The organism is Intrasporangium sp. (genome assembly GCF_032907665.1).
Lineage (GTDB): Bacteria > Actinomycetota > Actinomycetes > Actinomycetales > Dermatophilaceae > Intrasporangium.
Genome location: NZ_JAJJPG010000084.1, coordinates 1 through 14284, shown reverse-complemented (window position 1 = coordinate 14284; position 14284 = coordinate 1). Strand labels below are relative to the sequence as shown.

The 14284-nt window shown below is 70.9% G+C and carries 15 protein-coding genes; 11 read left to right on the top strand and 4 right to left on the bottom strand.

What is annotated here, in order from left to right:
• Positions 1-822: peptidylprolyl isomerase (locus LOY02_RS12860; protein WP_317182754.1), on the bottom strand; the 822-nt coding region annotated here is incomplete at its 3' end.
• Positions 823-1001: 179 nt separating this feature from the next.
• On the opposite strand from LOY02_RS12860, the gene LOY02_RS12855 reads away from it, so the two are divergent.
• Both LOY02_RS12855 and hisS read left to right on the top strand, forming a co-directional pair.
• Positions 1002-1703, top strand: a complete 702-nt coding sequence (locus LOY02_RS12855) for an MBL fold metallo-hydrolase (RefSeq protein WP_317182753.1) — start codon at positions 1002-1004, stop codon at positions 1701-1703.
• Positions 1700-3061 (top strand): histidine--tRNA ligase, encoded by a 1362-nt coding sequence (hisS, locus tag LOY02_RS12850; protein WP_317182752.1) that lies wholly within the window; start codon positions 1700-1702, stop codon positions 3059-3061. The genes LOY02_RS12855 and hisS overlap by 4 nt, the downstream gene beginning before the upstream one ends.
• A gap of 6 nt (positions 3062-3067) precedes the next feature.
• Here the strand turns inward: hisS and LOY02_RS12845 are convergent, their stop codons facing one another.
• The 3 genes from LOY02_RS12845 to LOY02_RS12835 form a co-directional block, all read right to left on the bottom strand.
• On the bottom strand, positions 3068-4138 hold the full coding sequence (locus LOY02_RS12845) for a DUF418 domain-containing protein (protein ID WP_317182751.1): 1071 nt from the start codon (positions 4136-4138) through the stop codon (positions 3068-3070).
• 4 nt (positions 4139-4142) lie between these two features.
• Entirely contained in the window at positions 4143-4769 is a 627-nt protein-coding gene (locus tag LOY02_RS12840) for a hypothetical protein (protein WP_317182750.1), read from the bottom strand.
• Positions 4770-4852: 83 nt separating this feature from the next.
• The gene (locus LOY02_RS12835; RefSeq protein ID WP_317182749.1) at positions 4853-5149 is read right to left on the bottom strand and encodes a hypothetical protein; all 297 of its coding nucleotides are present in this window, start codon (positions 5147-5149) and stop codon (positions 4853-4855) included.
• Between the two features lie 160 nt (positions 5150-5309).
• Between LOY02_RS12835 and ald the strand changes: the two genes are divergently transcribed.
• From ald to der, 9 genes are all read left to right on the top strand, one after another.
• Complete coding sequence (gene ald / locus LOY02_RS12830; protein WP_317182748.1) at positions 5310-6425, top strand: alanine dehydrogenase; 1116 nt, start codon at positions 5310-5312, stop codon at positions 6423-6425.
• Positions 6422-7372, top strand: coding sequence for a site-specific tyrosine recombinase XerD (xerD, locus tag LOY02_RS12825; RefSeq protein ID WP_317182759.1), 951 nt, complete (start codon positions 6422-6424; stop codon positions 7370-7372). Before ald ends, xerD begins: the two co-directional genes overlap by 4 nt.
• 99 nt (positions 7373-7471) lie before the next feature.
• Complete coding sequence (locus LOY02_RS12820; RefSeq protein WP_410505952.1) at positions 7472-8431, top strand: ParA family protein; 960 nt, start codon at positions 7472-7474, stop codon at positions 8429-8431.
• Positions 8432-8444: 13 nt separating this feature from the next.
• Positions 8445-9401, top strand: a complete 957-nt coding sequence (locus tag LOY02_RS12815; RefSeq protein ID WP_317182746.1) for a ScpA family protein — start codon at positions 8445-8447, stop codon at positions 9399-9401.
• A 23-nt stretch (positions 9402-9424) separates the two neighbouring features.
• Entirely contained in the window at positions 9425-10087 is a 663-nt protein-coding gene (scpB, locus tag LOY02_RS12810; protein WP_410505951.1) for an SMC-Scp complex subunit ScpB, read from the top strand.
• Positions 10084-11055, top strand: a complete 972-nt coding sequence (locus LOY02_RS12805) for a pseudouridine synthase (protein WP_317182745.1) — start codon at positions 10084-10086, stop codon at positions 11053-11055. Before scpB ends, LOY02_RS12805 begins: the two co-directional genes overlap by 4 nt.
• 4 nt (positions 11056-11059) lie before the next feature.
• A complete protein-coding gene (locus LOY02_RS12800; RefSeq protein ID WP_317182744.1) occupies positions 11060-12148 on the top strand; it encodes a prephenate dehydrogenase in 1089 nt (362 codons plus the stop codon).
• A gap of 130 nt (positions 12149-12278) precedes the next feature.
• Positions 12279-13013, top strand: coding sequence for a (d)CMP kinase (gene cmk, locus LOY02_RS12795; RefSeq protein ID WP_317182743.1), 735 nt, complete (start codon positions 12279-12281; stop codon positions 13011-13013).
• Between the two features lie 206 nt (positions 13014-13219).
• On the top strand, positions 13220-14284 hold a 1065-nt coding region (gene der / locus LOY02_RS12790; protein WP_317182757.1), incomplete at its 3' end, for a ribosome biogenesis GTPase Der.

The following is a 14284-nucleotide window of genomic DNA, read 5'->3' as shown; positions in this document are numbered from 1 at the left end:
GAGGATGCTGATCGGTGAGACCGGCGTTCCGTCAGCCGGACTGGGATCGAGTGCCTTGTTCGCTGCGATCTTCTCAACGATGTCGAGACCCTTCGTGACCTTCCCGAAGATCGTGTAGCCACCGCCCTCGGTCGGCAACTGGGTTTCCTTGTAGGTGATGAAGAACTGGCCACCGTTGCTGTTCGGGTCCTGCGTCCGCGCCATCGCGAGGACGCCGACGGGGTACGTCCCGTCGGTGGGAGCGTTCTCGATGCCGAAGGTGTAACCCGGGCCACCCGAGCCGGTCCCCGTCGGGTCGCCACACTGGAGGACGAAGATGCCCTCGGTCGTCAGGCGGTGGCAAGGGCTGGGCGCCCAGTAGTCCTCCTCGGCCAGGTGCATGAAGGAGGCGACGGTCTGCGGCGCCTTCGTCCCGTCGAGCTCGAGGGTGAGGTCACCGCAGTTCGTCTTCACGGTCGCGACCCAGGTCTTGCCCGCGGCCGTGGCCTTGTCCGGCAGGTCCGTGAACGTCTTGGGCGTGGCCTGCAGCGGCGGAGGCTCCGTGCAGCCGGCCGCGAGCTGCTGGCCGGCCGTCAGCCCGCCCGTCGCTGTGCCGGAGGGGGTCGTCGCGCTGTCGGTCGGCTGCGCGGCCGGCTCGACGGGGTCGGTCCGGTCGCCGATGATCTGGGGCAGGGCGATGACGGCGGCGAGGATGAGAATGACCGCGAGGATGACCCCGAAGACCTGCTTGTCGCGCGTGGACTCCCCGACCGGCGGCTTCTGGGACTTCTGCAGTTCTTCGTGGCGGCGGCGCGCGCGTGCGCGTTCCTGCTCTTTCGTCACAAACTCTCCTCGGACGGGACCTGCGGGGCTCTCCCCGGGCGTTCGGTCATTTTAGGGACCGTTGTCTCGCGCATCGTGCCCAACGGGTCACGAGTGCGTGACAACTCCACCCTTTCACAGGGGCACCACTCATGCCGTATGCCGCTGGGCTGCCCCCGAGGTCCGGTTAGGCTCCCAGCGTGCTGACCATCGCCTTCCCGGCCCTCGCGTTCGACACGAACTGCTACGTCCTGGCGCCGTCCGCGGGGGAGGAGTGCGTCATCGTCGACCCCGGGATCGGCGTGGAGGAGACACTGCGCGAGGTGCTGACGACCCATCGTCTCCGGCCGTCCGCCGTCCTGTTGACCCACGGCCACGTCGACCACGTGTGGTCGGTGACCCCGGTCTGTGGTGCCGACACTGCGGCCTACATCCACGGTGAGGATCGCTACCGCCTCGTCAACCCGCTGGGGGAGAGCAACCCCGGCCTCGTCGCCATGCTCGAGCAGCAGTTCGGGGCGCAGGCTCGGTGGACCGAGCCGAGCAACGTCGTCGAGATCACCGACCGGGCCCGCCTCACCCTGGCCGGCCTCGACTTCGAGGTCCTGCACGCGCCGGGCCACACGGAGGGTTCGGTCATGTTCGCCACGGATCTCGTGCCGGACGGGGTCCGCGACCAGGTGGACGTCGATCGGACCGTGCTCAGCGGCGACGTCCTCTTCGCCGGCTCCATCGGGCGCACCGACCTGCCCGGCGGCGACCACGCCGCGATGATGCGCAGCCTGCGCGACGTCGTCCTGCCGCTTCCCGACCCGACGCTCGTGCTCCCGGGTCACTACCACGCGACGACCATGGCCCACGAGCGTGCCACCAACCCCTACCTGAAAGACTTGCCCACGTGAGCAACCCGCAGCCCGCCACGGTGGCCCCCAGCAAGGTCACCCCGATCAGCGGCTTCCCCGAGTACCTTCCGGCCGAGCGCATCGTCGAGCAGCGTTTCCTCGACGTCATTCGGGAGACCTTCGAGCTGCACGGGTTCTCCTCGATCGAGACCCGGGCCATCGAGCCCGTCGACCGGCTCCTCGGCAAGGGCGGCGACACCGACAAGGAGATCTACGGGGTGTCCAGGCTCGCCGGGGACGACGGGGACGGGGCGAGGTGGGGCCTGCACTTCGACCTGACGGTGCCGTTCGCCCGCTACGTCCTGGAGAACTCCGGCAAGCTCGACTTCCCGTTCCGGCGCTACCAGATCCAGAAGGCGTGGCGTGGCGAGCGTCCTCAGGAGGGCCGCTACCGCGAGTTCACCCAGGCCGACATCGACGTGGTCGACGTCGGTGAGCTCTCGTCCCACTTCGAGGCCGAGATGCCCCTCGTCATCGCGGACGTCTTCAGCCGGTTCCCGGTGGGGGACTTCGTCATCCAGGTCAACAACCGCAAGATCCCCAACGGCTTCTACCAGGGCATCGGCCTCACCGACGTCACGACCACCCTGCGCATCGTCGACAAGCTGGACAGGGTGGGACCCGAGAAGGTCTCCGCGATGCTCGTCGAGTCCGGCGCCACTCCGGAACAGGCCGGCATGTGCCTCGCCCTGGCCGCCATCCGGACCGACGACCTCAGCTTCGTCGACCGCGTCCGAGAGCTCGGTGTGACGCACCCTGTGCTCGACGAGGGGCTCGAGTCGCTCGCCGCGGTGATCCGCACGGCCATGTCCCACGCGCCAGGAAGGGTCGTCGCGGACCTGCGCATCGCCCGTGGCCTCGACTACTACACGGGCACCGTCTACGAGACGCAGATCGTCGGCCAGGAGGACTGGGGATCGGTCTGCTCGGGTGGTCGGTACGACGCGCTGGCATCCGACGGGCGCAACACCTACCCGGGCGTCGGCATCTCCATCGGGGTGTCGCGCCTCCTCGGCCTGCTCATCGGAAAGGGACTCGTCACCGCCTCTCGCTCCACGCCAGCGGCCGTCCTCGTGGCCGTCAGGGACGACGGGTCCCGGGAGGAGTCGGTCGCGGTCGCCGCAGCCTTGCGCGCCCGGGGCATCGCTTGCGAGGTGGCGCCGTCGGCGGCTCGCTTCGGCAAGCAGATCCGCTATGCCGAGCGGCGCGGCATTCCCTACGTGTGGTTCCCCGGCGCGGGCGATTCCGGTGACGAGGTGAAGGACATCCGCACGGGTGAGCAGGTGCCGGCCTCGGCGGACAGCTGGGTCGCCCCCGCCGAGGACCTCCGACCCACGGTCACCCGCACCGACGTCTGACGCCGCTCACCTCGTCTCACGGGCCTCTGGACGGGTCGGCCAGCTCGTGGCCAGCGCTTGGCCGGGCAGACGCAGGAGGGCCTCGACGGGTCCTTGTGGCAACGCCCTGAGCCACGCCCAGGACACCGCCACGCAGAGCACCGTGACCCCGGTCATCGTGGCCCAGTTGTCGTCGCTGCGCAGGCTCCAGAGCCGGACGATGGCCGCGAGGGCGAGGATCTGCAGTGTGTACGCGGTCAGGGCCATGCGCCCCGTCGCAGCGACTGGTCCGAGCCACCGTTGTGCGCGCTCCGCTCCCAAGGCCTCGACCAGCCACCGCGCCCCGCTCGTCACCGCGGCGCAGAGCAGGACGGCCCCGACGATCTCCGGGGTCGTGCCTGAGTACGCGTCGGCGCCGATGGGCGTGGCTCTGCCGATGAGGTAGGCCCCGGCGGAGCAGCCGAGCAGGACGACCGACGGGACTGCGCCTCTGGGACGGGGCGTCGGGCGCCCCAGCAGCCACGGAGTGACGGCGATCCCGGCCGCGCCCAGGGCGACGAAGGTCGTCACACGGTACGCGTCACCGGCCGCCAGGACGTCGACCAGCCAGACGGTCTCGGGCGTCGACGCCGCTGACCGCAGCCAGTCGCGGGCCGCCCCCATCACCACCGGGCTGAGCAGCGCGAAGGTCGCGCTCACGGCATACGCCGTCCACCGCCGTCGCACCAGCAGGGGAACGACGGGTGCGAGCACGATCGTGAGCACGCCGAGCGTCTGCAGGACGACGATGATGCTCCAGTAGACCGTCTGCAGCAGCTCGCCGAGGACGACGAGGACGAGTCCGCGCAGCAGGCCGGCCGCGACGAAGAGCCAGTAGCGCTGCGCGGACCTCACCCAGGCGAGGTGGAGCGAGACCCCGACGAGGAAGGCGAAGAGGGGCGCGGTGAGGTACTCGCTGACGTTCCACAGGCCGCCCCACGGGCTCGTGTGGGCCACGATCATGGAGACGACCGCGAGGCCGCGGGTGACGTCGAGCCAGAACTGCCGGCCGATTCCCGGACCGGTCGGTCGGATCGAGGCAGGGTCAGCGCCCGTCACCGCGTCATGCCCAGGACCCCGTCCGCTCAGCGGGCGGGCGCAGGCCCTCGTCATGCAGCTCGAGCGTGGCCAGCGCGCGGATGATCGTGGGGTCCCGGCGACGCCAGTCACCGGCCGGGTCGGCGCTCACCCTGGCCAACGCAGTCATGGGCTGGTTGGCCAGGGCACGCAGGGCGAAGAGGTCCAGGTCGTCGCTCGAGTCGATGAACCGCTGGGCTGTCGTCGCGCGGCGGACGAAGCGAACGCGGACCCACAGCCAGAGGCCCGCGACGATGACGACGGGCACGAGCGCCGTGATCAGACCCAGCCACAGGGCGACGGCCTCGACCGTGGACGACATGCTCGTCCCCGCGGAGCGCAGGCTGGTCCCCGACCCCGCCGCGCGGTCCAGCCAGGCCTCGAGGTCGTCTCCGACCGCCGGGATCCGGGCTGCCTGGTCTCCGGCGCCCGTGAGGGCCCCGTGCACGGAGTCGCCCGCAGCCGTGAGGGAGTCGGCCGGGGCCTGGAGGCGCAGGACCGTGTCGTAGACACCGCGACCGACCCACACCCACGTCGCGACCCAGAGGAGGACGAGGACGTCCCCGAGCAGCTGCCGCGTGCGGCGAGCGGGCGTGTCCGCGTAGAGCTTCATCGACGACCCCTTCGGAGAGCGGCAGGAGCGTGACTCAACCTAGCTGCGAAAGGGACTCAGCGGCATACGGCCGGGAACGTGTGTCACGCGTCGCTGCCCGACAGGGCGGCCACGAGCAGGAGGTAGACGACCGCAACGACGACGAGTGCCGAGATCCAGGCGACGAGAAACCCTGCGGCATAGGGCCGCAGCCGCGGGCGGCTGAACGCGATGATGCCGCCGACGACGCTCGGCAGACCGACGAGGATGAGCGTGGGGAACCCGCCGAAGCTGATCATCGCGCCCACGAGGAACGCCACGACGATCATCCCGCCGGCCACGAGGGCGCCGATGGTCGTGGGACGCCAGTGCGACCCGGGCGAGGGAGGAGGCGGATTCATGGGTGCACGATGACACATCACACTGCTGTCGCACGTGTCCCGGTCCCGCTCATGTGGAGCGTTGGCGTGGCTACAGTGGGAACGCGCCGGCGAGACCCGCCGGCCCAGGTCGCAGCAACGCCGCAGCGACCCGCCCGTGATCGGAAGGACCACCCCGCACATGAAGGTCGGCATCCCACGCGAGGTCAAGACCCACGAGTACCGCGTGGCCATCACCCCCTCCGGCGTCCACGAGCTCGTGCGCAACGGCCATGAGGTCGTCGTCGAGCGCGAAGCCGGGCGCGGCTCCTCGATCCTCGACGAGGACTACGAGAGCGCCGGCGCCACCATCCTCGACACGCCGGACGACGTGTGGGCCAGCGCTGAGCTCATCCTCAAGGTGAAGGAGCCGATCGCCGAGGAGTATTCGCGGATGCGCGAGGGTCAAGTGCTCTTCACGTATCTGCACCTCGCCGCTGACAAGGCACTCACGGAGGAGCTCGTTGCCCGCAAGGTCACCGGGATCGCCTACGAGACGGTCGAGCTACCCGACCACACGCTGCCGCTGCTCGCCCCGATGTCCGAGGTCGCGGGCCGACTCGCGCCGCAGGTCGGGGCGCAGGCCCTCCTGCGCGCCGAGGGCGGTCGAGGCGTCCTCATGGGGGGCGTCTCGGGCGTCTATGCCGCCAAGGTCGTCGTCATCGGGGCCGGCGTCGCCGGGATGAACGCCGCCGCCATCGCACTGGGCATGCAGGCGGAGGTGCTCCTGCTCGACAAGGACGTCAGCAAGCTGCGCCACGCTGACTTCGTCTACCAGGGCCACTGCCAGACGGTGGCCTCGAACGCCTACGAGATCGAGCGGGCCATCGCCGACGCCGACATGGTCATCGGCGCCGTGCTCGTCCCCGGGGCTCGCGCACCGCGGCTCGTCTCCAACGAGCAGGTGTCCCGGATGAGGCCCGGGTCCGTCCTCGTCGACATCGCCATCGACCAGGGCGGCTGCTTCGAGGACTCCAGGCCGACGACGCACGCCGACCCGACCTACCGGGTGCACGACTCGGTCTTCTACTGCGTGGCCAACATGCCGGGTGCGGTGCCCCACACGAGCACCTACGCGCTCACCAACGTCACGCTGCCCTACGCCATCGAGCTGGCCAACCGCGGGTGGCGCGAGGCGCTGCGATCCGACCGGGCCCTCGGCCTGGGCCTCAACACGCACGCGGGGGCGGTGACCTACGCCCCGGTCGCCGAGGCCCACGGACTCGGGGCCATCACGCTGGACGAGGCCCTGTCCTGACCGATCCCGCACCCTCGGCACCGCCGCGGACCACACCGCTCGACCGGGACGTCCGCGGGTGGCTCGACCACGTGCGGGTCGAGAAGGGCGCGGCGGACAACACCTTGAAGTCGTACGAGCGGGACCTGCGCAAGTACCGCGAGTACCTCCACGCGGAGGGGATCGAGGAGGCCGGCGCGGTGACCGAGTCGCACGTCACCGGCTTCCTCGCCTCGCTGCGCGAGCAAGGGCTCGCGGCGTCGTCGGCCGCTCGGACCCTCGTGGCCGTCCGCGGCTTCCACCGCTTCCTTGCCCTCGAGGGCGAGGTCGGGACGGACCCGGCCAGCGACGTCGCCCCGCCGACGCCGCCCAGCCGCCTGCCCAAGGCCATCCCCGTGGACGCCGTCGAAAGACTCCTGGCCGCAGCCTCCGTCGGCGACACGCCGGAGTCGCTGCGGGACCGAGCCCTGCTCGAGGTGCTCTACGGCGTGGGCGCCCGCATCAGCGAAGCAATCGGCCTCGACGTCGACGATCTCGACTCCGGCGGTCCCGGTGAGGTCGGGCTCGTGCGGCTGCTCGGCAAGGGGGGCAAGGAGCGGATCGTGCCCGTCGGCCGGTTCGCGGTCGAGGCAGTCGACGCCTACCGCGTGCGCGGCCGGCCCGTCCTCGCGCAGCGCGGCACCGGTGGGCCGGCACTCTTCCTCAACCAACGGGGTCGGCGCCTGTCCCGCCAGAGCGCGTGGGCCGTCGTCCAGCGGGCCGCGGAACGGGCCGGCCTCACGGAGCACGTGTCCCCGCACACGCTGCGCCACTCGTTCGCGACCCACCTGCTCGACGGCGGCGCCGATGTCCGGGTCGTCCAGGAGCTGCTCGGGCACGCCTCCGTGACGACGACGCAGATCTACACCCTGGTCTCGACACACCGATTGCGCGAGGTCTATGCCGGGGCTCACCCCCGTGCTCGCTGATAAGGTCGCAACTGATCAGCGAGAGGCTGACCGAGCGCGGGGCCGATGGCACAACCGAGCGGAGTGGAACACCCGGTGAACGACCAGTCACACGAGACCATGCAGGGCGAGCGCCTTGACCGTCCCGGGTCGGCCAGCGTCACCCCAGGAGCCGACGCCTCACCGGACAACCGGGACGGATCGTCCAACCACCTTCCCCTCGACGCCGTGTCCGAGGCGGGGTTGGGGCCGACCGGGCGACCGCTGCCGGACTTTCCCGAGCCTGCGGCCCTCACGAGCCACGGACCCGCCCGCATCATCGCCATGTGCAACCAGAAGGGCGGCGTCGGCAAGACGACGACGACGATCAACCTGGGTGCCGCGCTGGCCGAGCTGGGCAGGAAGGTCCTGGCCGTCGACTTCGATCCTCAGGGCGCCCTGTCCGTCGGTCTGGGCGTCAATGCCCAGGAGCTCGAGGTCACGATCTACAACCTGCTCGTGGAGCCGGGGCACGACGTCCGCGAGGTCATCACCCCGACCCCGACGCCCAACCTCGACCTCATCCCGGCCAACATCGACCTCTCGGCAGCCGAGGTCCAGCTCGTCGGTGAGGTCGCCCGCGAGCAGGTGCTCGCCCGGGTGCTGCGCCCTGTCCTCGACGACTACGACGTCGTCCTCATCGACTGCCAGCCCTCCCTCGGGCTGCTCACCGTCAACGCGCTCACCGCCTCGCACGGGGTCATCATCCCGCTCGAGTGTGAGTACTTCGCCATGCGCGGCGTCGCCCTGCTCATCGACACGATCGACAAGATCACCGATCGGCTCAACCCACGTCTGCAGGTGGACGGCATTCTCGCGACGATGTACGACTCACGCACGCTGCACAGCCGCGAGGTCGTCTCGTCGGTCGTCAACCACTTCGGTGACCAGGTCTTCCACACGGTCATCAGCCGCACCGTCAAGTTCCCGGACGCGACGCTCGCGGCCGAGCCGATCACGTCGTACTCGTCCGACCACTCCGGGGCTGCGGCCTACCGCCAGCTCGCCCGAGAGCTGATCGCCCGGGGCGGCGCCGCCTGAAGCGCCACGCGCCATGACCGAGCTCAGCGCCGTCGACCATGCGCCGGTCGACGACCCGGCCGTGCCCGGAGGTGTCATCACCCGCCGCCCCGCTGTGCCCTTCGAGGTCCACCTCGACGTCTTCTCCGGGCCCTTCGATCTGCTGCTCGGGCTGATCAGCAAGCACAAGCTCGACATCACCGAGGTCGCCCTCGCCAAGGTCACGGACGAGTTCGTTGCCCACATCAAGGCGGCCCAGGCCGCCGACAACGACTGGGACCTCAGCCAGGCCTCCGAGTTCCTCCTCGTCGCGGCGACGCTGCTGGACCTCAAGGCGTCGCGCCTGCTCCCGCAGTCCGGCCCGCAGGACGACGAGGACCTCGCGCTCATCGAGGCCCGGGACCTGCTCTTCGCGCGGCTGCTGCAGTACCGCGCCTACAAGCAGATCGCGCAGACCTTCCGCGAGCGGATGGCCACCGCCGGGCGGATCACGGCGCGGCAGGCCGGACTGGACCCGGAGTTCACGGGCCTGCTGCCGGAGCTCGTCATCACGGTGACGCCGGAGCAGCTGGCCATGATCGCGGCCAGGGCGATGGTCCCCAAGCCGCCGCCCACGGTGGGGCTCGACCATCTCCACGCGCCCCAGGTCAGCGTGCGCGAGCAGGCCGCGATCATCGTCAGCCGCCTCCGCTCGCGGGGCCAGGTCTCCTTCCGCAGCCTCGTCGCAGACGCCGACACCACGCTCGTCATCGTGGCCCGGTTCCTCGCCCTGCTCGAGCTGTTCAAGGAGTCCGCGATCGCCTTCGAGCAGGCCGAGGCACTCGGTGAGCTCGACATCCGTTGGACGGGGAGCGAGGACGGCGACGTCGCCATCGACGACGAGTTCGACGAAGGGGACGAGAAAGACGCCGACGGCCAGGAGGGCTTCACGGACGAGGGCAAGGACGGGCGGGGCCAGCAGGACGAGGGACAGGACGTGGGCAGGGGATGACAGCCGGAGCGATGGGGCAGACGATGAGTGAGCACGACGACCGGGGCGACGGCGCCGGGCCGATGCCGGGTGCCGGGGCGGATGACGACCACGCGCTGACCGACGAGCAGATCGCCTTCGACATCAACGACTTCCCGGGTGGCGCGAGGGCCGCGCTCGAGGCCGTGCTCATGGTCGTCGACGAGCCGGTCTCCGAGGTCGCGCTCGCCTCGGCTCTCGAGCTGCCCGTGGAGGACGTCCGAGAGCACCTGGTCGCGCTCGAGGAGGAGTACGCCGCCGCCCACCGGGGTTTCACCCTGCGCGACGTCGCCGGCGGCTGGCGCATGTACAGCCGGGCCGACTACGCACCTGTCGTGGAGAAGTTCGTCCTTGACGGCCAGCAGGCCAAGCTCACCCAGGCCTCCCTCGAGACCCTGGCCGTCATCGCGTACCGGCAGCCGGTCTCACGGGCCCGTGTCAGCGCGGTCCGAGGTGTCAACGTCGATGGAGTCGTGCGCACGCTGATGTCGCGGGGGCTGATCGAGGAACTGGAGGACACGGGGGAGAGCGGCGCCGTGCTCTACCGGACCACGCCCTACTTCCTGCAACGGTTGGGCCTCTCGTCCGTCGACGAGCTGCCGCCGCTCGCGCCCTACCTGCCCGACGCGGACGTCATCGACGAGCTCATCGAGGAAGGTCACGCATGAGCGAGCACAGCAGGTCGCCTCGGCAGCCGCGCAAACGCGGGACTGGCGGTTCCGCCGGGTCGGCCGGAGGCCGCGGCAAGGCCGGCGCGGGCGAGTCCACCGGTCGCGGGTCGGCCCGTCGCGGTGCGCCGCGCGCGAAGCCCACGCGGGACACCGGGCGGCGCTTCGCCGGGTCGACCAAGCCGAGCCAACCGACCCGGCTCCCGAGCCGCGCCGCCCCGCCGCCGGTCGACGTCCACGACCCCGACGGCGTCCGCCTCCAGAAGCTCATGGCTGCCGCCGGGGTGGGGTCCCGCCGGGTGTGTGAGGACCTCATCGCCCAGGGTCGGGTCGAGGTGGACGGTCAGGTCGTCACCGAGCTCGGGGTGCGGATCAACCCCCGCACCCATGTCGTCCACGTCGACGGCGTGCGCGTCAACCTCGACGAGGACCGGGTCTACCTCGCCTTCAACAAGCCCAAGGGCGTCGTCACCACGATGAACGACGAGCTGGGGCGGATCAGCCTCTCCGACTACGTCGGCAACCGCGAGCAGCGGCTCTTCCACGTCGGTCGTCTCGACGCCGACACGGAGGGCCTGCTCCTGCTGACGAATGACGGGGACCTCGCCCACCGGCTCCAGCACCCCGCCTACGGCGTGCTCAAGACCTACCTCGCCACGGTGCGCGGCCCGGTCGGCAAGGACGTGGGCCGACAGCTGCGGCAGGGAGTGGAGCTCGAGGACGGGCCGGTGCAGGTCGACTCCTTCAAGGTCGTCGACTCGCAGCCGGGGAAGGCGCTCGTCGAGGTCGTGCTGCACGAGGGCCGCAAGCACGTCGTGCGGAGGATGCTCGACGCCGTCGGACACCCGGTGCTGGAGCTCGTGCGCACCGAGGTGGGTCCCATCCGGTTGGCCGACCTGCGCTCGGGCCGGATGCGCAAGCTCAACAAGGCCGAGGTGGGCGCCCTCTACAAGGCCGCAGGTCTGTGACGGCGTGATCGGGCACGTGCGGATCGTCGGAACCGGGCTCGTCGGTACGAGCCTCGGAATCGCCTTGTCCACGAGGGGATTCCACGTGTCTCTCCAGGACCCATCGCCGACTGCGTGCCGCCTCGCGCGCGACTTGGGAGCGGGCCGGCTTGCGGCAGAACTGGATCCGTCCGAGGAGCCCGACCTCGTCGTGGTCGCCGCACCACCTGACGTAGCGTCAGACGTCGTCGTCGCCTCCCTTCGCCGGTGGCCACGCGCCGTGGTCACGGACGTCGCCTCGGTGAAGCAGACCGTGCTCGACGGTGTGCTCCGCTCTGGCGTCGACGCATCACGGTACGTCGGTTCCCACCCGATGGCCGGCCGGGAGCGATCCGGCGCGGCCGCCGCCCGGGGTGACCTCTTCGATGGCCGGGCCTGGGTTGTCGTCCCGCACGAGGGCTCGAGCGAGGACGCGATCCAGGCGGTCCGCGAGATCGCCACCGTCGTCGGCTCGGCCGTGCGCGTCATGCCCGCCCGGGAGCACGACGAGGCCGTCGCCGCCGTCTCCCACGTGCCGCAGGTCGCCGCGAGCATCGTCGCGGCCTGCCTGCGGGATCTCCCCGAGCCGGCCGTCGGACTGGCCGGTCAGGGCCTGCGTGACGTCACCCGCATCGCCGCGAGCGATCCCGGGCTGTGGACCCAGATCCTCGCGGGCAACGCCGAAGCCGTCCGGGAGGTGCTCCTGGCCGTCCGCACGCAGCTCGACGACGTCGTGGACGCGCTCGGGGCCCTCGTCGACGGTGACGGGAAGGGCTCGCTCGGGACCCTGAGCGGCATGCTCGAGGCAGGAAACCTCGGCCAGGCCCGGATCCCCGGCAAGCACGGGGCGGCGCCCACCGCCTACGCCGTCGTGTCGGTCCTCGTGCCCGACGAGCCCGGATCCCTGGCACGACTGCTCACCGACATGGGCAACGCCGGCATCAACCTCGAGGACATGCACCTCGAGCACGGCCTGGGACAGCCCTTCGGGGTTGCCTACATCTCGGTCGTCCCCGCCGCCGCGGAGCCGCTCGCGGAGACCCTCACCGGCCTCGGGTGGCGGCTGCACGACTGAGTGCGTCGTCCTTGACCGAGCCACAGCCCACCGAGCCGTATGCCGCTGAGTCGGCTCAGCGGCATACGGCTGCCGTGTGCTGCGGTGAGGTGGGGAAGGGCACGTTCGCACGGCCACTAGGCTGCCGCCCATGCCGCAAACCCCGGTCAGCTCCGATGTCTCCCAGTCCACCGACGAGCCGCTCTCCGGCTTCGTCGTCGCCATCGACGGACCCTCCGGCTCCGGCAAGTCGAGCGTCTCCAAGCAGGTCGCCCGGGCTCTCGGCTACGCCTACCTCGACACGGGCGCGATGTATCGGGCTCTCACCTGGTGGTGCCTCGATCGCGGCATCGACCTCGACGACCCGAACGCCGTGACCGAGGCGGCCGAGGGCTTCCCGCTGACCATCGGCACGGACCCCGACCACCCCCACGTCGCCGTCGCCGGGACCGACGTGGCAGCTGCCATCCGGGAGACGCGGATCTCGACGCAGGTCTCCAAGGTCGCCACCGTCATCCCCGTACGCGAGCTGATGCGGCGCCTTCAGCGCGACCTCGTCTCTGAAGCAGGCGCCGCCCGCGGAGGGGTCGTCGTCGAGGGCAGGGACATCACAACCGTCGTCACGCCCGACGCGCCCGTGCGGATCCTGCTCACGGCCTCCGAGGAAGCCCGCCTCGCTCGTCGGGCGAAGGAGCTGCACGGCGACGCCGAGGCAGCCTCCGTCGACGCGACCCGCTCCCAGGTCGTCGACCGGGACCGGGCCGACTCGACCGTGTCCCAGTTCACCGTGGCCGCCGACGGAGTGACCACGCTCGACACGTCGGACCTCGACTTCGAGGGGTCGGTGCGGGCCGTGCTCCAGGTCGTCGCAGCCGCCCAGGGGTGATCCGGCGCGAGAGGCGGCACCCCGACCCGCAACGCGGCCGCTGGGCGACATTGCAGGCTCCAGCGCGCGGGGGTGGACAATGGTTATTCGTCCTCAGCGCGTGTCGGTCGTGCAGACGCCACACCGTGGACGTGAGGACAGACCTTCGGCACCACTGATTCGAGGACACCGTGACTGACGAGACCGCCCGCCCCGACACCGAGGGCATGCCCCTCACGGCGGACGACGACCGCTCGGCGGAGGACACCATGCCGGCGGACGACAGGTCGGTCGAGCGCGCCCTGCGAGCCGGGCTCGACGACTTCGAGCTGAGCCCGGAGGACCAGGCCCTGCTCGACACGCAGGACGAGCTGCTCGCCGGCGCGGCGGAGCGTGGCCCCCTGCCCGTGGTTGCCGTCGTCGGTCGCCCCAACGTCGGCAAGTCCAGCCTCGTCAACCGCATCCTGCGCCGCCGGGAGGCGGTGGTCGAGGACGTGCCCGGCGTGACGCGCGACCGCGTGTCCTACGAGGGGGAGTGGGGCGGGCGACGCTTCACCATCGTCGACACCGGCGGGTGGGAGGCCTCCGCCACCGGCATTCACCTCCGCGTGGCCGAGCAGGCCGAGATCGCGATCGACCTCGCCGACGTCGTCATGTTCGTCGTCGACGCGACCGTCGGGGCGACCGACGACGACGAGGCCGTCGTCCGGCTGCTTCGGAAATCTGGCAAGCCGGTCGTCCTCATCGCGAACAAGGTGGACGACGAGCGGGGCGAAGCAGATGCTGCCGCCCTGTGGAACCTCGGGCTCGGCCAACCGTGGCCGGTGTCGGCCCTGCACGGCCGGGGGAGCGGCGACGCCCTCGACGCCGTGCTCGAGGTGCTCCCCGAGGTCTCGGCCCACGGCGCCTACGCCCAGGGCGGACCACGCCGCGTCGCGCTCATCGGTCGACCCAATGTCGGCAAGTCCAGCCTGCTCAACAAGCTCGCGGGCTCGGACCGGGTCGTCGTCGACCACGTCGCCGGGACCACCCGTGACCCGGTCGACGAGCTCGTCGAGCTCGGCGGCCGGACGTGGCGGTTCGTCGACACCGCCGGAATCCGAAGGCGGGTCCACCAGACACGCGGCGCGGACTTCTACGCCTCCCTGCGCACGCAGACCGCCCTGGAGAAGGCGGAGGTCGCCGTCGTCCTCATCGACGCCGAGCAACCGATCGCCGAGCAGGACATCCGCGTCGTGCAGCAGGTCATCGACGCCGGACGTGCCCTCGTCATCGCCTACAACAAGTGGGAC